Origin of the sequence: Paenibacillus tritici, assembly GCF_013204885.1 — a bacterium.
GTDB classification, from domain to species: Bacteria; Bacillota; Bacilli; order Paenibacillales; family Paenibacillaceae; genus Paenibacillus_AQ; species Paenibacillus_AQ tritici.
Genome location: NZ_JABMKX010000002.1, coordinates 425158 through 449295 on the forward strand (window position 1 = coordinate 425158; position 24138 = coordinate 449295).

The following is a 24138-nucleotide window of genomic DNA, read 5'->3' on the forward strand; positions in this document are numbered from 1 at the left end:
CCCATTGACAACATTAGACATAGTAATTAGGGTTGTTCCATTTACCACCTCTATATTACAAATTAAGGAAAAATAATCCCTATCTAACATATACCACATATAGTAAATTAATTCTATATATTTACAATCTATTTTTCTAAAAATATATCTTTTTTGTCAAAATATTTCTATTCTCGTCCTAATAACCGCTAAAAGTCAAAGATTATATTCGCCAGTAGCACCAAAAATAAAAGAGGGAACTGAGGTGAAGACAGAGTCTATACTCCCCCTGTAACAAGTAAGGGTTAACAAGTAAGTCGAAAAACGTATCTTAATTCCCCATTTTCTGATGAATAGACGGAAACAAGTGGATAAACAACATCTGCTACTGGTGTGTTTGTTACTTGGCGGTCAAACAGCAGAATTTAAGTGCTGTTTATCCAACTCCTGTTTCGACAGCGTTCAATCGCTCACCAGTAAGTGCTGTTTATCCACCTGCTATTCCCGCTTCCCTGATAATCCGCTTATCCGGATCGTTTTCCGGCTGCTCCTGGTCAACTAGGGCCGTCAACTTTTGCCGCCCTAGCCCTCCACACAATAATAGACCACCGCAATGATGCGGTGGCCTCTCTCTGCTTCCCCGAAGGCTGGCAGCTTCTAGTATTGTATACATTCATCGGCTCCATTTCGCAGAAGCAGAGCGCTATTGCCCATGCCGCAGCTGCTGGTTATGGCGGATCTTCGCCTCATTGCCCTGCTCGGTTGCCTGATAGAACACCCTCCGGGAGATCGCCTTCGGAAGATAATCCTGCTTCACATAATGGCCGGGGAAATTATGGGGATACTGGTATCCCTCATGCCCCAGCTGGGATGCCCCTTTATAATGCGTATCCCGCAGATGCAGCGGCACCTCAGCCGACTTCAGATCCTCCAGGCTGTCCATAACGTTCGCAATGGCTGTTATCACGCCGTTTGATTTCGGACTCTCCACTGCGAAGAGAATCGCCTGCGCGATATTAAGCTTCGCTTCCGGCCAGCCGTTATTGCGGTAGGCATCCAGGGCACTGACCGCCTGAACCATCGCCTGCGGGTTAGCCAGGCCGATATCCTCGCTGCTGGCGGCGATCAGACGGCGGATGAAGGTCATCGGGTCCATCCCGAGCTTCTCCACCGCATAGAGGAACCAGAACAGGGCAGCGTCGCTGGAGCCGCGGATACTTTTGTGAAAAGCGGACAGCACATCGTACTGCGTAGACTCGTCCGCTTTGACAATCGGCCGGCGGATCGACTCCTCCGCTACCTCCAGAGTAATGTGCACGCTCCCGTCACTGTCCGGTGCCGTAGTCATCGCCGCCAGCTCCAGGGCATTCAAGGCGCGGCGGATATCACCGTTAGCCATCGTGGCGATATGCTGCAGCGCGTCTTCGTCTGCCTTCAGGTCCATGAATCCGAGTCCCCGCTGATCGTCGGCAAGCGCCCGCTTCATCGCCACCAGGCTATGCTCACTCGTCAGGGACTCCAATTGGAACAGGGTCGAGCGGCTCATCAAGGCCCCATTCACATAATGGAACGGATTCTCTGTGGTTGCGCCGATGAAGGTAATCGTTCCCTTCTCCACTGCGGGCAGCAGCGCATCCTGGCGGGAGCTGTTGAAGCGGTGTACCTCGTCCAGGAACAGAATCGTCTTCGAGCCATACAGCGCCTTATTGCTCTGGGCACGTTCAATGACCTCCCGCACATCCTTCACCGAGGCCTCCACCGCATTCAGACGCACAAATTCACCTTGGGTATGATGCGATATGATGTGAGCCAGGGTAGTTTTGCCGCAGCCCGGTGGTCCGTACAGCAAGATGGAAGAGACCTGGTCCGCTTCAATCGCCCTGCGCAGCAGCTTGCCCTTGCCTACAATATGCTCCTGTCCGATATATTCATCGAGAGTTCCGGGCCGCATCCGGTCCGCAAGCAGCCGCCCATTTCTGTTCCCGTTATCTTCATCAAGCGAGAATAAATCCATAACTCCACTTCCTTGCTGTAATCTGATATCATCTCAAAAGAATAACTATACTGCTTCTATCATACCATACCCGGCAGCATTCATTAAAAAGAGCATGACCTCGCCATCACCGGCGGAGCCATGCTCTTTGTTCTATTCTTAGAACTTGTATATTACGGGACGGTGTCCAAATAATCAGGCTAGCTCTTAAGGGCCAGCCGCATTTTTGAGATGATTTTGCGGATACTTTCTTCGGATAAATGATATCTCTTCTGCAGCTCGTTCACCGAGCAGCCGCTGCTGTGACTACAGAAGATCTCTTCATTGCGGGCGGCAATCTCTTGCCGGGAGCCGCTGTTCTCGCCCCATTTCACCCGTTCTTCCGCTTTCTTGGGGATGTATAACAGCTCACCCTGTATGTAGCCCTGCAGCTCTTCGAGCAGTCCCGGGGGGAGCACATCCTTTCCATTGACGTAACTCACGTTCAATTTCCTCCTTCAACAGGTGTATTCCGTTAAGTCCGATCACTGTGCTGTTCAGAATAATCATTCCACCTGCCTCCTTTCTTCTCCTCAAATTTGGTAAATCATCTAAATTCATTATATTAAACCCTACGGTTATCGTCTACAATCATTGTTCATCAGGGATCTGTCAGTGGTTGGTCAGTGTAATTCTATATATTGGAGTAACACGGAAATACATCGCCGCTTATACATAAGGAGGCCTCGCGGCCTCCCGTTTAACAGGTCTCCGTCTTAGACGGAAACCACCTCGTATTCTGAAAACATAATCTTCAGCCTCCTTCCAGAAGTAATCTTGCCCGGCCGGACACTTATTATTAAGCCACAGGCAGCCCCCGGTTACAAGTTCAAGAATAATTATAATCGTTCTCCACCTGAAGGCTAACGTGATCACGACTTTCAGGAGGAAGGAACAGGGGGAATTCAAATTGAAATTTTTTTTGACGAAAAACTAAATTTTTAGTCGATTCATGTCGAAATACATATTAAATTATCTAGTTACTTCGATATATGGAAATAAATTTTAAATCCTTATCCATTCAGAAATTCAGGAGGAACTTCCATGACAACACCACAAAAACCACGAAACCGCCTATTCCGGATCACGAAGCTACGAACAGAACTGATGCTGCTGATTATTACAGCTATTGTGCTGCCCTCATTGGCACTGGTTGCCATATCCACGCAAACCTCAGAATCCGCCCTGCGCTCCAAAATGGAAGATACCACCCGCTCCAGTATCCATCTCCTGGATAAAACACTGTCACAATTGATTCTGCTGGAGAGCGCAGGGGTGAATGAGCTGGCCTATCAGATGAGCAGCGCCGGGCTTACGAACCAGTCTGCACAGCTGCGGAAGCTGATCGACAACTTCAAGCTGGAGCATCCTGAAGTAGATATCGTGGCTCTGGGTAACGACGAAGGGAAATACATGTTCGCACCGGATTCTAAGCCGGAGAATTATGATCCCCGCATACGCGACTGGTACATAGATGCATTGAAGACCCCGGAGAGCACATCGGTAATTGATCCTATTTTCTCCAAAGTAACGAACAGCTATATCCTGCCGGTGTCCAAGGCTTTTCCGGACGGCAAGGGGGCAGTTACGATCAGCATCAGCATGAACCAGCTTATGGAGCTGGCCAAGAATGTCAGTCTGGGGGACAGCGGCTACGTCTTCATCCTGGACGGTAACCACAAGGTGATCTATCACCCTGCGATGGAGATTGCTGCAGAAGCCACAGGCGCGATGGTCGCTGGCATTAACAAAGGCCCGGCAGGCAAAATCTCCTACAAAGATGCCGCAACCGGTACGCAAATGGACGGGTTCTACATCACCAATGAGCAGACCGGATTCACCTTGGCCGGAGTGCTTCCTGAGAATGAATACACGAGGGCGGTCTACCCCATTATGTACAAATCTGCCATCGTTCTTGTCGTTGCGCTGCTGGCCGCTGCAGTAGTTACGTTCCTGATTATCCGCCGGATCACCGGGCCGGTAGAACGCCTGAACCGTTCCGCCAAAAGGGTAAGCGAAGGGTATCTGGATGAATCTGTCCAGACCAGCCGCAAGGATGAGATCGGTGAACTGGCCGGCAATTATAATGAAATGGTCGCTTCTCTGCGCCGGATGGTACAGGAGGTTGCCGAGACCTCGGGCCAGCTCGCCGCGGCCAGTGAACAGCTCACCGCCAGCACCGCTGAGAATAGCAAGGCGGTCGAGTATGTGACAGAGCTGGTTGAGGAATCTACCCGGGGAGTGGAAATCCAGGCTTACGCATCTGCCGAAGTTGCTACAACCATGGAGGAGATGTCCACCGGTATCCAGAAGATTGCATCCGCCTCAGAGGCGATTGTGAGCGCCGCGATACTGACGGAAAAGGATGTCTCCACCGGCAGCTCCAAAATGCAGGGGGTCGGGGAACAAATGAAGACCATCCGCGATTCCGTGCAGCAGTCCGGTACTCTGATCGCTGAGCTTAACGGGTTAAGCACCAAGGTGGCAGAGACCAGTACTGCGATCTCCGCCATTGCCAAGCAGACCAATCTCCTGTCGCTGAATGCCGGTATCGAAGCGGCCCGGGCCGGAGAACATGGCAGAGGCTTCGCTGTCGTTGCCGGTGAAGTACGCAAGCTGTCGGAAGCCACGAACAGCAGCGCCGGGCAAATCCAGGAGACCATCTCCGAGATGGTACGCCTGATCGCCAGTGCCTATGATGTGATGAAGCATAAGGTAGCCGGGGATGTGGAGCAAGGCTTGGCGCTCACGCTGGAGGCCAATGAAGCCTTCATGCAGATTGAAGAGTCCACCCGGCAGGTCGGTGAGCAGATCCATGAGGTCTCGGCCATTACGGAGCAAATGTCGGCGAGCAGCTCAGAAGTAGCTGCCTCCGTCCAGGAGATGGCCAAGATTGCCCGGGCGGCGCTCGACTCCTTCCAGAGCGTAACAGCAGCTACCGAGGAGCAGCTTGCCTCAATGGAGGAGATCACCTCCTCCTCCGCAGCGCTCTCCGGCATGGCCTCCGATATGCAGGGGCAGGTGGAACGGTTCCACTTCGAGCCGCAAGGCAAGGCTTAAGCGCAGACGGAGGATATCTGGAAGATGGTATCCGGCTGATGCTTCGGAGGACGATTGGATAGCTTAGGGAGGCGGCTTGGGGACGGACGATTGAATAGCTTAGGGAGACGGCTTGGGGACGGACGATTGGTTAGCTTAGGGAGACGGGTTAGGTAGGCGCTTGGGGGACACTGGGATAGTCGCTTAGAGGACACTCCGATGTTTAAGCGGGAGAATCCACTCAATCTTAATCCATGATGGAAAGAACTTATGCGACCCGTTAATCCTTTAAGCAACCTCCCCATTCGTCAATCGCCATTCGCCTACCTTTGTCGGCATTTAGCTTAACAAGGTGCACTAATGCTCCTTATTGGCTCATTTAGCCTGCGTCCAGTAAATTCAAGTGCACTAGTGCTCTTCATTTCCTCATCTGGCCCGCGTCCGCTGAATTCAGGTGCACTAGTGCTCCTTATTTACTCATTTGGCCCGCGCTCAGTGAATTCAGGTGCACTAATGCTCCTTATTTACTCATTTGGCCCGCTTCCGCTGAACTCAGGTGCACTAATGCTCCTTATTTACTCATTTGGCCCGCGTCCGCTAAATTCAGGTGCACTAATGCTCCTTATTTACTCATTTGGCCCGCGTCCGCTGAATTCAGGAGCACTAGTGCTCCTTATTTACTCATTTGGCCCGCGTCCGCTAAATTCAGGTGCACTAATGCTCCTTATTTGCCCATTTAGCCTGCGTCCAGTAAATTCAAGTGCACTATTGCTCTTCATTTCCTCATCTGCCCCGCATCCAGTCAATTCCGGTGCACTATTGCTCCTTATTTGCCCATTTAGCCTGCTTCCAGTAAATTCAAGTGCACTAATCCCTTTGATCTCACCAGCTAGCCTGATCTCGACAGAATCAAAGGGATTTATCCCCTTGATCTCACCAGCTAGCCTGATCTCGACAGAATCAGAGGGATTTATCCCCTTGATCTCTCCGTCTGGTCTGATTTCGGCAGAATCAGAGGGATTTATCCCTTTGATCTCACCAGCTAGCCTGAGCTCGGCTGAATCAGAGGGATTTATCCCTTTGATCTCTCCGTCTGGCCTGATTTCGGCTGAATCAGAGGGATTTATCCCTTTGATCTCTCCGTCTGGCCTGATTTCGGCTGAATCAGAGGGATTTATCCCCTTGATCTCTCCAGCTAGCCTGATCTCAGCTAAATCAGAGGGATTTATCCCTTTGACCTCACCAGCTAGCCTGGTTTCACCATGTAGTCTACTCTCACCCTGTAGACCATGCAGTCTACTTCCGGTGTACAAAAAACCTCTCCTGTGAAATGGCAGATCCCATTTCACCAAGGAGAGGTTTCTTTTTTCCGTTTTTTAAGATTGCACTAAGCCTTAATTCCCTTCAGGCTCCGGCCAGCCGGAGACGGCTTCCTCCCCCTGAAGCTGAATGTAAGGCGGAAGTTCGCCGCCCCGCAGCAGCCACAGCTCATGCAGGGCACGTGTGCAGCCCACGTACATCAGCTTGGCATCCCAGGCTGCAGCTCCGTAATGGTCGCTGTCCGCGTCCGCCAGAATGACGGCATCGAACTCCAGCCCCTTGGACAGGTATACGGGTAGTACGGACAAGCCGCCGCGGTATTCCGTGATGCTGCCGTCAATCAGATGAATATCCTCATAATGCCCGGCAAGCTCAGCGTACAGCAGAGAGGCTTCCCGCAGGCTGCGGGTCAATACTGCCACAGTGCGGTATTCGCGCCCTGAGAGCATCGTCAGCGCGCTCTTGACCGCGCTGAGCCGCTTGTCCGTGCCCGCAGCAGCCGCTTCCGGCTGGACATCCTCGTAGGCAATCAGCCGCACAGGATTCCCGCTGCGGAAGACCGGAACGGCCAGCAGCTCACTGCCGACGCCCGCAGACAGGATGCCGTTGGCAAACTCAATGATCTCCATCGTTGAACGGTAGCTTCGGGTAAGGGCGTGATACGCTGTGTATTCTGCGGCAAACAGCGTCTGCATCTCCGTCCACTCATGTACCCCTTTATAGGCGTGGATTCCTTGCGACAAGTCGCCCAGAATGGTAAAGGAATGCCCCTTCACATACAGATCGAGTACGGCAATCTGGAACGGGGAGAAATCCTGGGCTTCATCAATGACGATATGATCGAAGCGTTCGGTCCCCTCATTGCCGTTCAGAAGATAGTGAATGTAGAGCAGCGGAGGTAGATCCTCTTCGCGCAGAATTCCCTTCTTCAGCTCTTTGACAGTCTCCTTCAGCACCGCTGGCGGAATTTCGTCCGGCGCTGCTGCCGGCCAGTCCTCCGGTGTCTTGGCCGCGCGGAAGATTTGCTTATATATGGCAAGCGGCTCGTATTTGGGCCACTTGGCGCTGTAAGCCTTCTCGCGGGCTGCACCTTTTTTCTTGCGGTCCTTCAGCGCTGCCGCCGAAGGGCTCTTCTTCAGTTCCATCTCGATCCAGCGGTGGAGCCGCGCCATCACGCGCTCCTTGCGCTTCGCCGGCGGATAAGGCGCATATTCCTCGTTGTGCCAGCGCAGAATCATCTCGCGGGGCAGGACAGCCCCTTCCCACGGGCTGAAATCCCCCTCCGGCACAGCGCTGGTCTCAAGCAGCTTCACGCTGGATTCAATGACGCTCATCAGCACCGTGGAGCCTTTGAAGCGTCCGGGCGTCTCCTCTGTAATGACAGGCATCGCTCCCGCCGCCTCGAACCAGCGGCTCATGACCTCAGAAGCATCCTGCTCCGGCAATGTTACGCCCAGCACCTCCGCCGCCCAGTCCGGGAAGGTGCTCTGGGCAATATTGCCGACCCCCAGCTCCGGCAGCACATCCGAAATATAGTCCAGGAACATCCGGTTCGGGGCGAAAATAATCATTTTCTCCGCCGAGACCTGCTCCTTGTATTGATACAATAAGAACGCCAGACGGTGCAGCGCCACGGTGGTTTTACCGCTGCCGGCCACGCCTTGAATAATCAGTGCCGTGTTCTTGGCCGCCCGGATAATCTTGTCCTGCTCCTCCTGGATCGTGGAGACGATATCCCGCAGCCGGTTATCCTTGTTCTCCCCCAGCCGATACACCAGGAATTCATCCGATACCGCCGGTGCGTCGCTGTCACGGTTATACGTGTCTGCCACCCGCTCCAGGATCTGCTTGCGGATCACCACGTTGCGCTTGAGATAGACAAGCCCTTCGATCAGCCCCTCCGGTGCTTCATAAGAGGCGGCTTCCGTTCCTCCGGTAAAAGAATAAAACAGGCTTGCCACCGGTGCCCGCCAGTCAATTACAAGCGGACGGTCGCTTACCTGCTCGCGGTCTACGCCGATTTTGCCGATATACAGCGCCTTGCGGTCTTCCTCGTCATTGCCCTGAAAATCAAGCCGTCCGAAATAAGGCTCCTGCCTAAGCTTGGCAAGATCTTTGCGCCTCTGCTCCCTCGAGTCCTCCAGCACCTGCTCCGTATAATCATGTCCTGTGTACACCGGAGTGCTGCGCAAACGCTCAAGGGTAGAGTCAATCTCTGTCAGCGCGCGGTTCAGCCTGTCTTCTTCCTCTTGATAGGCACTTTGAAAGTTGTCCTCCAATTTCAGTTACCTCCTAAAAGTTATGCGGGCATTCGCTTCCTGAATCTCTCCGAGCAAAACTCGCTCCGGAAGCATGCACCTTAAGTGATGTGAGCAGTACATCATATCACAACAGGAGCAGTAAAGCCATATATTTCAAACTGCTGCCCGCGCTGCGGATAAGCGGAAGCAGAAGGGGAAGCAGCACTTCCCCCCTCTGCTGTTATCCCATAAGCGCATGAAGCACAAAGTTCGCAATGAACAGCCCGGCAATACCGTACAGCGCCGGAGGGACATCCCTGCCCTTGCCTGTAGCCAGCTTCATTACCGGATAAGTGATGAAGCCAAACGCCATCCCGTCCACAATGCTATAAGTGAAGGGAATCATCACCATGACCAGGAACGCCGGGAACAGCTCAGTCATGTCGCTGAGATCCATCTCGCGGACACTCTGCACCATCAGGCCGCCGATGACAATCAGAATCGGCGCAATGGCGCTGTCCGGCACGTAGGCCAGCAGCGGAATGAACAGGAACGTCGCACCGAACAGCAGGCCAGTGACGAGCGAGGTTAAGCCGGAGCGTCCGCCTGCCGCAATCCCGGCTGTGGATTCTGCAGCGGCCACCACCGGGCTGCTGCCGAACAGACCGGCCGCGATGTTGGCGATGGAGAGCGCCCGCAGACTGCTTTTGAAGCGTTCCGGGCGTCCAGCCATCAGAGTCTGTGAAGAGATCAGGCCGATGTTCTCGAAGACTACAATCAGCAGCAGCAGGAAGACCGCAATCCAGAAGACCAGGCTGAGGACTCCGCTCCATTCCATACCGGCGAACACACTGCCATATCCGCTGAACACATGCCCCGGCTCGGTGTTCTTCGGAGCATGAGCCGCTCCCAGCAGATAGGCCAGCCCTGTGCCTACGATCATGCTGATCAGCAGGCCGCCGCGCGTGCCGCGGATGAACAGTACCAGCGCCAGCAGCAGGGTCACCACCGAGGTAATGACGGCCGGATCACTGAAATGCCCGATGGCGACAAAGGTTGTGGCGTGGGCAATGACAATCCCGCTTTTTTGCAGGCCGATGAACGTCAGGAACAGCCCGATGCCAACCGTTATCGCATGCTGCAGATTATGGGGAATCGCGTCGCTTAGGATACGGTAGAGAGAGGTGAAGGCCACAATGGCAAACAGCACACCCGTCACCACCACAACGGCAAGCGCCTCACGCCAGTCCAGCTTCATGGAATGCACAAGCGTATAGGTGAAAAAAGCGTTGATCCCCATGCCCGGAACGACGATAATCGGCGTTTTGCCGCCAAAAGCCATCAGCAGGCAGCCAGTGATCGCCGTCAGCAGCGTAGCCACCATTCCGGCGCGCAGCGGCATACCTGCATCATGCAGAATTGCTGCGTTAACCATAACAATATATACCGAGGCGAAATACGATAGGATGCCGGCTGCCCACTCCCGTTTCCAGTTGTCGCCGGGCTCCAGTCCCACGCTATTCCGCCACACATTCGATTTCATGTAAAAACCTCCACTGAATTATCAAGTTCCGCCGGCTCGCCGGTATAGCTATTATGCCTGTTTATTGCCGCTTCAAGCCGCAAAAGGGCATACAGCCGGAAACCGGCTACACACCCTTTTACCTGTAAGAACGTTATTCAAATGTTATGCCGCCGGTCTCGAGCAGATCCCGTACCGTTACACTGACCATAATCAGGCCGACAACCGGAGGTACAAAAGAAGTACTCGCCGGAGGCTGCTTCGCCTTGCGCCGGTCCGGTGCGTCCGCAGGAACAATCTGCTCCGTCACATCCTCCCGCGGCTTCACGGGCTTCTCGGTGGAGAAAACCACCTTCACGCCCTTCTTGATGCCTTCCTTACGCAGTCTGGTGCGGATCACCCTGGCAATCGGGTCCATGCTGGTCTTGGAAATGTCGGCTACCTGGAAGCGGGTCGGGTCCATCTTGTTAGCCGCCCCCATACTTGAGATCATCGGGATCTTCCGGGCCAGACATTCCTTGATCAGATGAATTTTGTAAATAATCGTATCCGAAGCGTCAATAACATAATCCAGCTTGTATTGGAACAGCTTCTCGTACGTCTCTTCCGTGTAGAACATATTCAGGGCAATCGTTTCGCATTCCGGATTGATCAGCTTGATGCGGTCCACCATCAGATCGGTTTTGTTCTGACCGATTGTTGTGGTCAGCGCATGGAGCTGGCGGTTGATGTTGGTAATATCCACGGTGTCCTTGTCAATCAAGATAATCCGGCCGATACCGGTCCGGGCCAGAGCTTCTGCCGCCATGGCACCGACTCCGCCGATCCCCAGCACAGCCACTGTGCTGTTCTTCATGATCTCAAGGCCTTCGGGTCCGATAGCCAGCTCCGTACGCGAGAACTGATTCAGCATGATGTCAGCCTCCTTAAGGATGGCTTCCGGGACGCGCTCACTTTCCTCGTACGCCCCTTCAGCCCTGTATGATTTATTTCTTTTCTTTGTCCGGCTTGGGTGCCAGCTTGATATGCAGCTGCTCAAGCTGTGCAGCATCTACAGGTGCCGGAGCATCCATCAGCAGGTCGGTTGCGCTTGCTGTCTTAGGGAAGGCAATCGTCTCACGCAGGTTCGTGCGGCCGGCCAGCAGCATAATCAGACGGTCGAAGCCAAACGCGATTCCCCCATGCGGAGGCGTGCCGTATTCGAAGGCATCCATCAGGTAACCGAATTTCTCATGAGCCAGCTCCTGTGTGAAGCCCAGCGCCTGGAACATTTTCTCCTGAACCTCACGCTTATAGATACGCTGGGAGCCGCCGCCCACCTCGTAGCCGTTAAGCACGATGTCATACGCCTGCGCACGGATCGCGCCGGGATCCGTCTCGAAGAGCGGCAGATCCTCGTCCATCGGACGGGTGAACGGATGATGCTCCGCCATATAACGCTTCTGGTCTTCGTCATAGCTGAGCAGCGGGAATTCAGTGACCCAGGCGAATTTGAACACACTGTCGTCGATCAGGCCAAGCTGACGGCCAATCTTCAGGCGCAGCGCGCCGAGTACATCGGCAACGACCTTCTTAGTGTCGGCGGAGAAGAGCAGCAGGTCGCCATCTTCGGCCCCCGTGCGCTCCTTCACGGCAGCGATTTCTTCCTCGGAGAAGAATTTCACAATCGGTCCCTTGAACTCGCCGTCCTTCACTTGAATCCAGGCCAGGCCCTTGGCGCCATAACGGGCGGCATAAGGTCCGAGATCATCAATCTCCTTACGGGTCCAGGTGCCGCAGCCCTTGGCATTGAGGCATTTCACTTCTCCGCCCTTCTCGATTACGGAAGCGAAAACCTTCACGCCGCTGGAAGCAACGATATCGTTCATCTCTACCAGCTCCAGGCCAAACCGCAGGTCAGGCTTGTCCGAGCCGTATTTACCGATCGCTTCGGCATACGTCAGACGCTGGAACGGAACAGCAACCTCTACTCCAATCGTCTCCTTCAGCAGGCGCTGCATCAGAGCTTCCATCATCGACAGCAGCTCATCCTGAGGCATGAAGGAGGTCTCAATATCGAACTGGGTGAATTCCGGCTGGCGGTCTGCACGCAGGTCCTCATCGCGGAAACAGCGGGCCATCTGGTAATAACGCTCGATGCCGCCGACCATCAGCAGCTGCTTATAGATCTGCGGGGACTGCGGAAGCGCGAAGAATTCGCCTTCATGCACACGGCTTGGCACGAGATAGTCACGTGCGCCTTCCGGTGAGCTTTTGGTCAGAATCGGCGTTTCCACATCAATAAAGCCTTCGTTGTCCAGGAAATCACGGAAAATCTTCGCTGCCTTAGAACGGAGCAGCAGTGTCTTGTGCATCTCCGGACGGCGCAGATCCAGGTAACGGTATTTCATCCGCAGCGATTCATCCACTTCCACACCGTCTTCGATGAAGAACGGAGGGGTCTTGGCGGCATTCAGCACTTCAATATCTGTAATCTGCACTTCAATCTCCCCGGTCGGCAGGTTGCGGTTCACGGTTTCATCGTCCCGTTTAACCACCTTACCCGTTACGGCCAGCACGTATTCACTGCGGACCTTATCGGCAATCTGCAGCGCTTCCCCGGAATAGTCAGGGTTGAAGACAATTTGTACAATTCCTGTCCGGTCGCGCAGATCAATGAACAGCACGCCTCCAAGGTCACGGCGGGTCTGTACCCAACCGTTCAGTGTTACTGTCTCGCCGATGCTCGCTGTCGTTAGTTGTCCACAGTTATGGCTTCTGGTCATCTTTTATCCTACCCCTTCATGATTGAAATTACATTGGTAATCCTTCTAATTCAGTGACTGTGCCAGCTCTTCCAGCTTGACGGTCCGCTGCTCGCCGGTCTCCATCGACTTGAGCGCGATGACGCCGCTGTTCAGCTCATCTTCGCCAAGAATCGCCGTATACCGGGCCGACATGCGGTCCGCCGACTTCATCTGCGCTTTCATCTTGCGTCCCAGGTAATCGCGCTCCGCAGAGAATCCAAGGCTGCGCAGGCGGAACAGCTGCTTCGTAATTTCCAGATCTGCGGCTTCGCCCAGTGCGACAAAGTACACATCCAGCGGCTTCGCCGCCTCAAGCGTAACTCCCTGATTCTCCAGAATCAGCAGAATGCGCTCCAGGCCAATCCCGAAACCGATGCCCGGCTGATCCGGTCCGCCGATCTCCTCTACAAGACCGTTATACCGGCCGCCGCCGCCCACCGTGTCGATGGAGCCGATGCCTGCCGCTTTATACTCAAACGCTGTGTGCGTATAATAATCAAGGCCGCGTACCAGGCGGGGGTTAATGCTGTACTCCACGCCCATCACATCCAGGTGCCCCTTTACTTTCGCAAAATGCTCTGTACACTCTTCATCCAGACTGTCCAGAATAGAAGGCGCACCGCCGAACTTGTCCTGATCGACCTTGCAGTCCAGCACACGCAGCGGGTTGCGTTCCATCCGCCGCTGGCAGTCACTGCACAGGCTCTCTCTCATCGGTCTCAGGAAATCCAGCAGCTTCTCGCGGTAAGCTGCGCGGCTGGGTGCGTTGCCGACGGAATTCAGCTCTACCCGCACATCCTTCAGCCCCAGATCAATATAGAACTGATACCCGAGCGAGATGACTTCAGCATCAATGGCCGGGTCTACGGCGCCAAAGGCTTCGATACCGAACTGGTGGAACTGGCGGTATCTGCCGGCCTGCGGACGTTCATAGCGGAACATCGGTCCGATATAATACAGCTTGCTGACATCCGGTTCCCCGTACAGCTTGTTCTGGACATACGCGCGGACAACACCTGCTGTCCCTTCGGGACGGAGTGCCAGATCACGGTCGCCCTTGTCCTTGAAGGTATACATCTCACCTTCCACAATATCCGTTGTTTCGCCTACCCCGCGCTCGAACAGCCCGGTGTGCTCGAATAGCGGGGTACGGATCTCCCGGTAATTGAAGCGGCGGCACAGCTCTCTTGCCTTGGCCTCAACCACCTGCCATTTCTCCACTGCACCCGGAAGCACATCCTGCGTACCTGTAGGTTTCTCGAATCTTTCTTTAGCCACAGTCTATCCCTCCTGAAAATAACCCCTTAAACAGCAAAAAACCCCTCACCCCTGTTCAATTACAAACAGGGACGAGGGATTATCATAACCAATAATTCACCCGTGGTACCACCCACATTCCGAACCGGGCAACTGCTCTGCTCCAGATCCGCTCTAAGCGGTTAACGCCCGCCTACGCGCAACCGGCTACTGACTGTAGGCTATCTTGCCGCCTGCTTTCGCCGTGCGTTCTCGGGGAGGTCATTCGTCCGTTCATCAACAGAATCCTTACAGCCATGCGGATCAGCTTGTTGCCCGGCTTAACTTGGTTGGGCAGTCCGATCTGCGGGATTCCTCTCTGGGGTTGTGGGGTACGGAGTACTTGGTCCCGTCATCAAAACAATATAAACTTACCGTATACTGTTAGATTCTACTGAACCACTGTGCTAAAGTCAAGGAATGAATGAAATTCTTGTCGTAAATAAAAAAATGACCCGCAGCCGATTGCTGCAGGTCCATCGTCATATATTATAAAAAAGGGGGTCATGCTTCTATTATAAACACGCTATATTAAGGAATCATGAATGCAGTATTACGGTTTCATTACAGAAAAGAAAGCGTTTCAATATTTCGTAAAATACAAACAGCTCCAGCCCCTCCATAACGGAGGGCTGGAGCTGAACTTAGGTCCGGGTTAAGCAGCAGTCCTGCTTAATCAAAAATCTCCACATATGCCTGCTTGCCGCGCAGAACCTCTACCACTTCATTGTATTGATTCTCAGCCACCTTGAGATCCATAACATAGTGCAGGTTCTCCAGGTCACTGTCTTTCAAATCGTTCCCTCTGTGGACCTCGCCCTCATTGCGCACTTCCTCTGCACGCACTTCATCGGTACGGTTCACATCATCGTCATCTGCAACGGCAGGAACAATCGCCGCTCCCGCAGCCATTCCGGAGGCGCCCCCGGCTGCGTATACTCCTCCGGCACCCGTGGAAGCGGTATTAGTGGAGCCCAGCGGAATCAGAATATTACGCCGGTTGTTTCCTCCATTATTCAGAGGGTCCGTTAACGCCGATACTTCCATTCCGTTTACGCCATAAGGAATCAATGCTGTCTTTGCACCTTCCGCTGCACTTTCTGTACTGAAATAGGCCTGGATTCTTTTAGTCATTGTAAATCCCTCCCATAAATTAGTGTTATTCCTCTCGGATCAAGCTGTATTACAACACCTTAAGCAGCTCACGCACAAAAGCGGGCTCATCCTTGGGTGTGCGTGAAGTAATGTAATTGCCGTCAACGACGACCTCTTCGTCCTTGAACTCCGCACCGGCGTTAATCAGATCATCCTTCAGCGGCGGATAGGAGGTAAGCGTACGGCCCTTCAGCAGCTCAGCGCTGATCAGAATCTGCGGCCCGTGGCAGATGGCAGCAATTGTCTTGCCTGCCTGGTCAGCATCCTTCACAAATTGCAGGATATCAGGATCAAGACGAAGATTCTCCGGTGAAGAACCGCCAGGGATGACCACCGCATCATACTCTTCGGCTTTTACCTCACTGATCGCCTTATCGGCTGCATAGGATACGCTTCCTTGTTTGCCAAGCAGAGTCTCATTCTTCTTCAGACCGATGATCTCCGCCTGATGGCCAGCCTGCAGAACTTCTTCGTAAGGAACCTTCATTTCCGAGTCTTCAAAATCATTCGCGAGCAGAAATGCAACTTTACTCATGAGATAGATCGCTCCTCTCTACGCTGCTATCGTTCTCGTCATTCTATTACCCTCATTCCCCGGCTTTATAACGAGACCTGCCAGCTTACTTGCAAATTATGTTCCACAATCGCTGTCCCTTCACGCCAAGTGGAAACGACTTTGCCGTCCTTTTATTAGGACGGTATTCGTTTCAGCGAGAAATAGAAGGATAAGTTATTGTGTGCAACATATAAATTCTTATATTTTAAAAAACAACAAGCCGCACCCCTTCGCTCCCTAGGTCCGGGGCAAAAGACTGCGGCGCATTCTCTGGAGTCCCTGCAGCTCCCGCGGGTCATCGGCTTCCTTCGCTGCCGCCGTAGCTTCAGCCATAGATCCAGCCGTATGGGACTGTATCGTGTTCCATATCCATGCTTTTGGTGATTGTCTCATGCCTCTTGCTCCTTGCAGCTTATGAATAGTGGTTCATCCCTTAGTCTATCCAGCAAGGGTGACTGCTATCCGGCAGGAGCCAGCACATTGTGTTCGGTTTTTCCGCATACCTTCCGCCCATTGTCTTCGCGCCAAAAAAAAGACCCCACCCTGTGGAGTCCCATAGATCCATCTATAAAATAAGCAGGCAACCTAAATCTGCCCAAGCGTAGCCTGCTTCAGAGCACCGCCCTGACTGTCCAGCTATACTAACCACGGCTGTCCAGCAGCAGTGTAACCGGCCCCCAGTTGGTAAGGGCTACGTCCATCATCGCTCCGAACACGCCGGTCTCCACCTGAAGCCCGCCTCTGCGCAGCTCCTCGTTGAAGTAGTCATAGATCCGCTCGGCCTCAGCGGGAGCTGCCGCAGCCATGAAGTTGGGGCGCCTGCCTTTGCGGCAATCCCCATACAGCGTGAACTGTGACACGGAGAGAATGGCTCCTCCGGCGTCCGTTACGCTGAAGTTCATTTTACCGGCATCATCCTCAAAAATCCGCAGCCCGGCTACCTTGTCAGCCAGATACTTGGCATCCTTCTCCGTATCTTCATGGGTAACGCCGACCAGCAGCAGCAGGCCTTCTCCAATCGCTCCGGTCACTGCACCGTCCACCGTCACACTGGAGTTCTTGCAGCGCTGCACAACGACTCTCATCTCATCCTTCAGCTCCTTGCCTTAGCACCTATTGCATAATACGGTTAACGGTATACACATCCTTGACCCGCTTCACCTTATCGACCACAGATTGCAGATGATCGGTATTGCGGATCAGAATGGTCATGTGAATCATGGCCATCTTGTTCTTGTCGGAGCGCCCGGTGACGGCTGAGATATTGGTCTTGCTCTCCGATACCGCCTGCAGCACCTCGTTCAACAACCCGTTCCGGTCATGGCCGGTAATCTCAATATCGACACTATAGTTGGCCTCCATGCTGCCTTCCCATTCCACTTCGATCACGCGGGCTGCTTCCTCCCCGTCCATCTCATTCGGAATATTCGGACAATCCTCACGGTGCACGGATACGCCGCGTCCACGGGTGACATAACCGATAATATCGTCGCCGGGCACGGGGTTACAACATCGCGCGAAGCGTACCAGCAGATTGTCGATGCCTTTGACACGGACTCCGTTGGTCGGCTGATTGCGCTTCTCTCCGCTGGATTTAATGGCCTTCATCTCGGAGGTAAGCTCCAGATGTCCTGCGGCGTCTTCCTGGTCCTTGCGCAGCTTCTCGGTCAGCTTGGAAGCAATCTGCGCGGCGGTAATTCCGCCGAAGCCGACAGCCGACAGCATATCCTCAACATCGTTGAAGGCGAACTTCTTCGCAGCCTCCGACAGTTTATCTTCGGTCAGCCAGTCGGAGACCTCCACGTTCAGGCGCTTCAGCTCGCGTTCGATGGCCTCGCGGCCCTTTTCAACGTTCTCTTCGCGTTTCTCCTTCTTGAACCATTGCTTGATCTTGCTCCGCGCATGGGAGGACTGGGCAATCTTCAGCCAATCACGGCTGGGTCCGTACGAATTCTTCGAGGTCAGAATCTCCACGATATCCCCGGTCTTCAGCTTATGGTCAAGCGGCACAATACGCCCATTCACCTTGGAGCCGATCGTCCGGTTGCCAACCTCGGTATGGATACGGAATGCGAAATCCAGCGGCACAGAGCCGGCAGGCAACTCCACAACCTCACCCTTAGGTGTGAACACGAAGACCAGATCGGAGAAAAAGTCCATTTTGAGCGATTCCACGAATTCTTCCGCATCCTTGGCTTCATGCTGCAGCTCCAGGATCTCGCGGAAAAACGGCATCCGGTTCTCCGGATTGACATTGTTGCTGCTGCCTTCCTTATACGCCCAGTGGGCTGCGATCCCGAATTCAGCCGTGCGGTGCATCTCCCAGGTACGGATCTGAACCTCAGTCGGCTCCCCTCCGGGACCTACCACTGTTGTATGCAAAGACTGGTACATGTTCGCCTTAGGCATAGCGATATAATCCTTGAACCGGCCAGGCATCGGCTTCCAAAGAGTATGAATAATGCCCAAAGTGGCATAACAATCCTTAATATTGTCGACGATAATGCGGATAGCCAGCAGATCATAGATTTCATTGAACTGCTTGTTCTTGGTGTTCATCTTGTTATAGACACTGTAAATATGCTTCGGGCGTCCCGAAAGATCCCCGTCGATCCCCATCTCATCCAGCTTCGAGCGGATGCGGCCGATGACACTGTCGATGAACTGCTCGCGTTCTGCCCGCTTCTTGTGTACAAGATTGGCGATCCGGTAGTACTGCTGCGGATTCAGATAACGGAGGGCAATATCCTCCATCTCCCATTTAATCGCTGAAATCCCCAGGCGGTCAGCAATGGGACAAAAAATCTCCAGCGTCTCATAAGAAATCCGGCGCTGACTCTCTTCCGACTGGTATTTGAGCGTGCGCATATTATGCAGACGGTCCGCCAGCTTAATCACGATCACCCGGATATCCTGGGCCATGGCGATGAACATCTTGCGGTAATTCTCGTTCTGCTGCTCTTCCTTGGAGCGGAAGCGGATGCGTTCCAGCTTGGTCAGACCGTCCACGAGCATTGCGCAGGTATCGCCAAATTTCGTGCGGATCTGCTCCAGAGACACCGTTGTATCTTCCACAACATCATGCAGCAGCGCAGCAATAATGGAGATAACATCCATTTGCATATTGACGACAATATCTGCGACCGCCAGCGGATGCAGAATGTATGGCTCCCCCGATTTCCGGACCTGCCCATGATGAGCCTGATCGGCGAATTCGTAAGCTTCACGGATGCGGAGAAGATCTTTTTCTTTTATATAGGCGCCAGCCTTTTCGGTTAGTTGCTCTATGCCCATTCTCGTCGTATCCGTTTCCCTTCTATAATAAAATGAACCTGCAAGCCATGCAGAATTTGCAGGTTCCATATGTTCCCGGCTGCATTACGCTCAGGTTAAAGTTGTCTATAATTATGACGCTTACGAGGGATTCCGTCAACACTTGCCATAGCGTGGGATTCCTGACAGGTAAAGGGTCAAGAAAAGACAATTTTGTGGCGCGGGCAAAAATGTTGTTGTAAAAATCCCCCGATCTATTTAATCTAGTAAAGGCGGTTTTGTAAAAAGAGAAGAAAAATCAAGCTGCTACCTCAAATTAGATCAGAAAGAGAAGTGAACTCCATTGCAACGCGAAATTCAAGTTAACGAAAGACTCCCTTGGGGCCCGGGTTTCCTCCTGAGTCTTCAGCATCTGTTCGCCATGTTCGGCAGCACCGTGCTTGTTCCCAACCTGTTCGGGGTAGATCCCGGCATGATCCTGCTGATGAACGGTATCGGCACCCTGCTCTACATTCTGATCTGCCGCGGCAAAATCCCCGCTTATCTGGGTTCGAGCTTCGCCTTCATCTCTCCGGTACTGCTTGTGCTGAAAGAACACTCCGGCGATCATGAGCATGGATATTCGCTTGCACTTGGCGCATTTATCGTTACCGGTGTTATTTTCATTCTGGTTGCCTTAATTGTACGTTATGCCGGTACCGGCTGGATTGATATCGTATTCCCTCCGGCAGTTATGGGAGCTATCGTAGCAACTATCGGACTGGAGCTTGTACCCGTAGCCGCACGTATGGCCGGACTGATTGCTCCTGAAGGGGTGGCGGTCAGCGACTGGACTCCTGACGGCAAAGCCATTACCTTGTCGCTTGTCACGCTCGGCGTCACCGTACTCGGCTCCGTGTTATTCCGCGGCTTCCCCAAAATCATTCACATCCTCATCGGTATCGTTACCGGTTATGTACTCGCTTATATCTTGGGTCAGGTTAATACAAGTGCCATCTCTGAAGCAAGCTTCCTCTCCCATCCAACGATTATTACCCCGTCCTTCGACTGGCAGGTTATCTTAACCATCATTCCTGTATCTCTGGTTGTTATTGTTGAGCATATCGGCCATTTGCTGGTCACCAGCAACATTGTCGGCAAAGACCTGACCAAAGATCCGGGGCTGGACCGCTCGCTGATGGGTAACGGGATTTCAACAGTACTGTCCGGATTCTTGGGGTCTACTCCAAACACTACCTATGGTGAAAATATCGGCGTTATGGCATTAACCAAAGTGTATTCGGTATTCGTGATCGCCGGAGCTGCTGTGATCGCCATCGTACTGTCGTTCTCAGGGACCTTCTCCTCGGTCATTGCCAACATTCCGCTGCCGGTTATGGGCGGTGTGTCGCTGCTGCTGTTCGGCGTCATTGCAGCGTCGGGACTGCGTATTTTTGTAGAGCAGAAAGTCGATTTCTCCAAAGCTACCAACATGATTCTGGCGACGCTTGTACTGGTTGTAGGAATCAGCGGCATCTCGCTTAAGCTTGGCGGTGTAGAGCTGAAAGGGATGGCGCTGGCGACAATCGTCGGTATGGTTCTCGCCATACTCTTCAAATTGATTGAGGTTCTGGGCTTGTCCAATGAACAGGAATCTGAGAAGTCTGCTCATTAAATAAATGTCTATTATGCGATGCTGACCGTAACTGCGGTGAATTTTGAACTTACGGCCGCTGTTGTCACCAGATTTCTTGATTTATACCGCTTAACGCGTTGGAAATCCGGTGACAAAGGCGGACGCTTCCGCTCCTACAGCTTCAAAATCCCCCTCCGTTACTATCATCTCATTAATGAATTTATAACTGGGGCTGACATAACAAAAAGCGGACTGCTGTCTTCATTCGACAGCAGTCCGCTTTTATATTTCCCGGGAAAAGTTAACCGGGTAAAATTAATCCTCGTAAGTCAACAACGTAACGACTTCAATATCCGACAGCTTATTACGTCCGGCCAGAGCGGTCAGCTCGATCAGGAATGCAGCACCGACCACCTGCCCGCCGAGCTGTTCCACCAGACTTACCGAGGTAGCAATCGTACCGCCGGTAGCCAGCAGATCATCAGCGATCAGCACCTTTTGGCCGGGCTTGATGGCGTCGGTATGTACAGCCAGCGTATCCTTGCCGTACTCCAGATCATAGCCCACTTCAATGGTCTCATAGGGAAGCTTGCCGCTTTTGCGGATGGGTACGAAGCCTACACCCAGTGCATAAGCCAGCGGGGCGCCCACTACAAAGCCGCGCGCTTCCGGTCCGGCAATAACGTCAATCTCCAGATGTGCGACCAGAGCCTTAAGCTCATCAATGGCTGCACGGTACGCAGCGCCGTCCTTCAGCAGTGTAGTAATATCCTTGAAGCTGATTCCAGCCTGCGGAAAATCAGGAATTACGCGAATATTGTTTTTGAAATCCAACATCATCATCTCCTAAAAGTTGTGAGGAATGCCTCACTGAAATTACCTTATTTGAACCCTAACCCCAAAACCATTCTGCAACTGCTATGAAGCGCCTAAATTGCGCGACAGCATAAATTCCTGCAATTCACTGCGGCTGCCCTCCATGAAATACTGCTCCATCTCCGCCGTCTTGCCCAGTCTGACGAAATGCTCTGAGGCGGTCAGACTCTTCGCGGCAGGCTGCGGGACAAAGGTGATGCTTCCCCCGCTGCGTTCAATGAAATCAAGCTCGTCAAACACATCGAGCATCCGGCTCACCATACGCACACCCAGCGCAGACTGGCGGCTGAGCCGCAGCAGCACTTCATGCTCAGGAGTTGGAGAAGCGGCGATCGAAGCAATCCATTTATATAACGATTTGAAATGATCACGTGTAGGAATCTGCAGCCGGTCCCGCCCGTCGCGGATCGAATGCAGCAGGGCAATATTCTCTGCCTGAGGAAAAGCAGCGAACAGTGCCTCAAGCTGCTCCGGAGACTCAGGCATATCCAGCAGACATAGCAGCGAGATCCCCGCCTCGTCATGCCCTGCCTCCGGCTGGTGTACAGCAGAGATCCCGGCAGCCTCATCATATACCCAGAGGGACATGCCCTTCAGATCACGCAGCGGCGTCGTCCGGCTGTTCTGAAATACTGCCGCACTCCTGCCCGGACTGCTGCCGTTATAGGTACGCAGCAGCTCATGTATATGCGCCGCCTGCTTGACCGCATCCGCTGCGCCGCGCAGGTCGAACAGTTGTGCATTCGGCACCGCAAGATCCTGCAGCATCAGCTGGGGCTTGCGTGAGCCGTTCCATTCATTGACGGACAGCTCCGCGAGTACATCCACGATAGTGCCGTCCGGAAGCAGCTCGGCCAGCGGGCCCTTACCGAAGGCTACAGCTTCAATCGTCAGCTTGTCCTGTTGCAGGACAAGCTTCAGGTGCTTGCCGTCCTGGCCCATCTTGCGGGTCTCCTTGACAGCCACTCCGCGCAGAATGAACTTCGGCAACGGATTCGCCATCCCGAACGGAGCCAGCCGTTCCAGCTCAAGCGCTGCCTGCAGGGTCAGATCGGCAATGGACACCTCGCCGTCTGCAGTTGTTACAGCTACGAAGTCCTCCGGTGTCAGGATAGAGGCGGCATAGCTGTTCAGCGCTGCATCGAAGGCTTCGAGCTTATCCTGCGGCAGGCTCATACCGGCAGCGGCCGGATGTCCTCCGAAGTGGTCCATCAGTCCGGCACAAGCGGATAAGGCCGCATAGATATCAAGTCCTGGAATTGAACGGGCTGAGCCTTTGCACATTCCGGTATCCGGGTGAATATCCAGAATAATTACCGGACGGTAGTACCGTTCCAGCAGCTTGGAGGCTACAATGCCGACTACACCGACATTCCAGCCCTGTTCCGCCAGTACAATAATATCCGGCAGTCCGCTCCGGCTGATTCTCTGCTCCAGCTTGGCCGTAGCTTCCTGGACAATCCGCTCCACAACCAGCTGACGTTCCTTATTCAGCAGGTCAAGCTCTCCGGCGAATTGCTCCGCTTCAGCCGCATCTTCCGTGGTCAGCAGCGTAACTGCCCGTCCGGCGTGATCCAGTCTTCCGCTGGCATTAATTCGCGGTGCCATCCCGAAGGCGATATTCACCGCACTGACGGTGTTCATCGTAATTCCGCCTACCGAGAGCAGCGCCCGGATACCCGGGAATGACGAATTCCGCATACTGCGGAGGCCCCTGCGGACAAGACTGCGGTTCTCTCCCAGCAGCGGCATCAGATCAGCGACCGTACCGATAGCGGCAATCTCACACCATTCCTCGGGCACCTCACTGCCAAGCAGCGCCTCAGCCAGCTTATAAGCCACTCCCACTCCGGCCAGACCCTTGAAGGGATAAGGGCAGTCCGGCAGCTTGGGATTAATAAGGGCATAAGCCTCGGGCAGTTGTTCAGGCGGTTCATGATGATCAGTAACAATGACATCAATCCCCAGCTCTCTGGCATAGGCTATCTGATGATAAGCACTGATACCAGTATCTACCGTAATAACGAGAGATACACCCTGCTGGAGCGCCCAGTCGAGCGCATGATTATGCAGTCCATAACCTTCATTGGAACGATGGGGGATATAAATGTCAAAAGAGGCGCCCAGATGACGCAGAAGGTAGATCATCAACGCAGTGCTGGACACTCCGTCCGCATCATAATCACCGTATACCAAAATATGCTCTTCTTCCTGCAGTGCCTTCTGAATCCGCGGCACAGCCTCAGCCATTCCTTTGAGCAGGAATGGATCATGTCTATCTTCCGCTCCGCCATCCATAAATACCCGTGCCAGTTCAGCGGTATCCATGCCTCTTTGCACCAGCAGGGAGGAAAGGAGCGGAGAAATAGAAAGGCTCCGGGCCAGTTCCGAAATACGCTCGGAATCGGCTGCCGGAGATTGCCATGTTGTTTTTGAATGAAGCAATACA

Annotated in this window: 17 protein-coding genes; 2 read left to right on the forward strand and 15 right to left on the reverse strand. The window is 53.4% G+C overall.

Features of this window, described 5'->3' with window-relative positions; all coding sequences use genetic code 11:
* Nucleotides 1-682: 682 nt before the first annotated feature.
* Both HQN87_RS04930 and HQN87_RS04935 read right to left on the reverse strand, forming a co-directional pair.
* A complete protein-coding gene (locus tag HQN87_RS04930; RefSeq protein WP_173128624.1) occupies nt 683-1993 on the reverse strand; it encodes a replication-associated recombination protein A in 1311 nt (436 codons plus the stop codon).
* Between the two features lie 179 nt (nt 1994-2172).
* Entirely contained in the window at nt 2173-2454 is a 282-nt protein-coding gene (locus HQN87_RS04935) for a CD3324 family protein (protein ID WP_173128627.1), read from the reverse strand.
* A gap of 601 nt (nt 2455-3055) precedes the next feature.
* Here HQN87_RS04935 and HQN87_RS04940 point away from each other — a divergent pair.
* Complete coding sequence (locus HQN87_RS04940; RefSeq protein WP_173128630.1) at nt 3056-5071, forward strand: methyl-accepting chemotaxis protein; 2016 nt, start codon at nt 3056-3058, stop codon at nt 5069-5071.
* A gap of 656 nt (nt 5072-5727) precedes the next feature.
* Here the strand turns inward: HQN87_RS04940 and HQN87_RS04945 are convergent.
* From HQN87_RS04945 to HQN87_RS04995, 11 genes are all read right to left on the reverse strand, one after another.
* Nucleotides 5728-6363, reverse strand: coding sequence for a hypothetical protein (locus tag HQN87_RS04945; RefSeq protein ID WP_173128634.1), 636 nt, complete (start codon nt 6361-6363; stop codon nt 5728-5730).
* An 81-nt stretch (nt 6364-6444) separates the two neighbouring features.
* Complete coding sequence (locus HQN87_RS04950; protein ID WP_173128637.1) at nt 6445-8649, reverse strand: HelD family protein; 2205 nt, start codon at nt 8647-8649, stop codon at nt 6445-6447.
* A gap of 202 nt (nt 8650-8851) precedes the next feature.
* A complete protein-coding gene (locus tag HQN87_RS04955) occupies nt 8852-10153 on the reverse strand; it encodes an NCS2 family permease (protein WP_173128640.1) in 1302 nt (433 codons plus the stop codon).
* Between the two features lie 133 nt (nt 10154-10286).
* Entirely contained in the window at nt 10287-11045 is a 759-nt protein-coding gene (locus tag HQN87_RS04960) for a tRNA threonylcarbamoyladenosine dehydratase (protein ID WP_173128643.1), read from the reverse strand.
* A 73-nt stretch (nt 11046-11118) separates the two neighbouring features.
* The gene (aspS, locus tag HQN87_RS04965; RefSeq protein ID WP_173128646.1) at nt 11119-12897 is read right to left on the reverse strand and encodes an aspartate--tRNA ligase; all 1779 of its coding nucleotides are present in this window, start codon (nt 12895-12897) and stop codon (nt 11119-11121) included.
* A 45-nt stretch (nt 12898-12942) separates the two neighbouring features.
* A complete protein-coding gene (hisS, locus tag HQN87_RS04970) occupies nt 12943-14196 on the reverse strand; it encodes a histidine--tRNA ligase (RefSeq protein WP_173128648.1) in 1254 nt (417 codons plus the stop codon).
* 690 nt (nt 14197-14886) lie between these two features.
* The gene (locus tag HQN87_RS04975; protein WP_173128650.1) at nt 14887-15348 is read right to left on the reverse strand and encodes a hypothetical protein; all 462 of its coding nucleotides are present in this window, start codon (nt 15346-15348) and stop codon (nt 14887-14889) included.
* A 49-nt stretch (nt 15349-15397) separates the two neighbouring features.
* Nucleotides 15398-15904: a type 1 glutamine amidotransferase domain-containing protein gene (locus HQN87_RS04980; RefSeq protein WP_173128652.1), complete on the reverse strand. Its 507-nt coding sequence runs from the start codon at nt 15902-15904 to the stop codon at nt 15398-15400.
* A 258-nt stretch (nt 15905-16162) separates the two neighbouring features.
* Nucleotides 16163-16318 (reverse strand): hypothetical protein, encoded by a 156-nt coding sequence (locus HQN87_RS04985; protein WP_173128654.1) that lies wholly within the window; start codon nt 16316-16318, stop codon nt 16163-16165.
* A gap of 248 nt (nt 16319-16566) precedes the next feature.
* Nucleotides 16567-17010, reverse strand: a complete 444-nt coding sequence (gene dtd, locus HQN87_RS04990) for a D-aminoacyl-tRNA deacylase (RefSeq protein ID WP_173128656.1) — start codon at nt 17008-17010, stop codon at nt 16567-16569.
* Between the two features lie 28 nt (nt 17011-17038).
* A complete protein-coding gene (locus HQN87_RS04995; RefSeq protein ID WP_173128658.1) occupies nt 17039-19219 on the reverse strand; it encodes a RelA/SpoT family protein in 2181 nt (726 codons plus the stop codon).
* A gap of 322 nt (nt 19220-19541) precedes the next feature.
* Between HQN87_RS04995 and uraA the strand changes: the two genes are divergently transcribed.
* Entirely contained in the window at nt 19542-20852 is a 1311-nt protein-coding gene (gene uraA, locus HQN87_RS05000; RefSeq protein WP_173128660.1) for a uracil permease, read from the forward strand.
* Nucleotides 20853-21128: 276 nt separating this feature from the next.
* On the opposite strand, the gene HQN87_RS05005 is transcribed toward uraA, so the two are convergent.
* The gene (locus HQN87_RS05005; protein ID WP_173128910.1) at nt 21129-21647 is read right to left on the reverse strand and encodes an adenine phosphoribosyltransferase; all 519 of its coding nucleotides are present in this window, start codon (nt 21645-21647) and stop codon (nt 21129-21131) included.
* An 84-nt stretch (nt 21648-21731) separates the two neighbouring features.
* Nucleotides 21732-24134, reverse strand: a complete 2403-nt coding sequence (recJ, locus tag HQN87_RS05010; protein ID WP_173128663.1) for a single-stranded-DNA-specific exonuclease RecJ — start codon at nt 24132-24134, stop codon at nt 21732-21734.
* Nucleotides 24135-24138 lie beyond the last annotated feature (4 nt).

Excerpts from the sequence above, each read along its gene's own strand:
- dtd (WP_173128656.1), bottom strand. The coding sequence starts at position 17,010 with ATGAGAGTCGTTGTGCAGCGCTGCAAGAACTCCAGTGTGACGGTGGAC.
- aspS (WP_173128646.1), bottom strand. The coding sequence starts at position 12,897 with ATGACCAGAAGCCATAACTGTGGACAACTAACGACAGCGAGCATCGGC.
- HQN87_RS04960 (WP_173128643.1), bottom strand. The coding sequence starts at position 11,045 with ATGCTGAATCAGTTCTCGCGTACGGAGCTGGCTATCGGACCCGAAGGC.
- HQN87_RS04955 (WP_173128640.1), bottom strand. The coding sequence starts at position 10,153 with ATGAAATCGAATGTGTGGCGGAATAGCGTGGGACTGGAGCCCGGCGAC.
- HQN87_RS04930 (WP_173128624.1), bottom strand. The coding sequence starts at position 1,993 with ATGGATTTATTCTCGCTTGATGAAGATAACGGGAACAGAAATGGGCGG.
- HQN87_RS04980 (WP_173128652.1), bottom strand. The coding sequence starts at position 15,904 with ATGAGTAAAGTTGCATTTCTGCTCGCGAATGATTTTGAAGACTCGGAA.
- HQN87_RS04995 (WP_173128658.1), bottom strand. The coding sequence starts at position 19,219 with ATGGGCATAGAGCAACTAACCGAAAAGGCTGGCGCCTATATAAAAGAA.
- HQN87_RS04940 (WP_173128630.1), top strand. The coding sequence starts at position 3,056 with ATGACAACACCACAAAAACCACGAAACCGCCTATTCCGGATCACGAAG.
- HQN87_RS04985 (WP_173128654.1), bottom strand. The coding sequence starts at position 16,318 with ATGAGACAATCACCAAAAGCATGGATATGGAACACGATACAGTCCCAT.
- HQN87_RS04975 (WP_173128650.1), bottom strand. The coding sequence starts at position 15,348 with ATGACTAAAAGAATCCAGGCCTATTTCAGTACAGAAAGTGCAGCGGAA.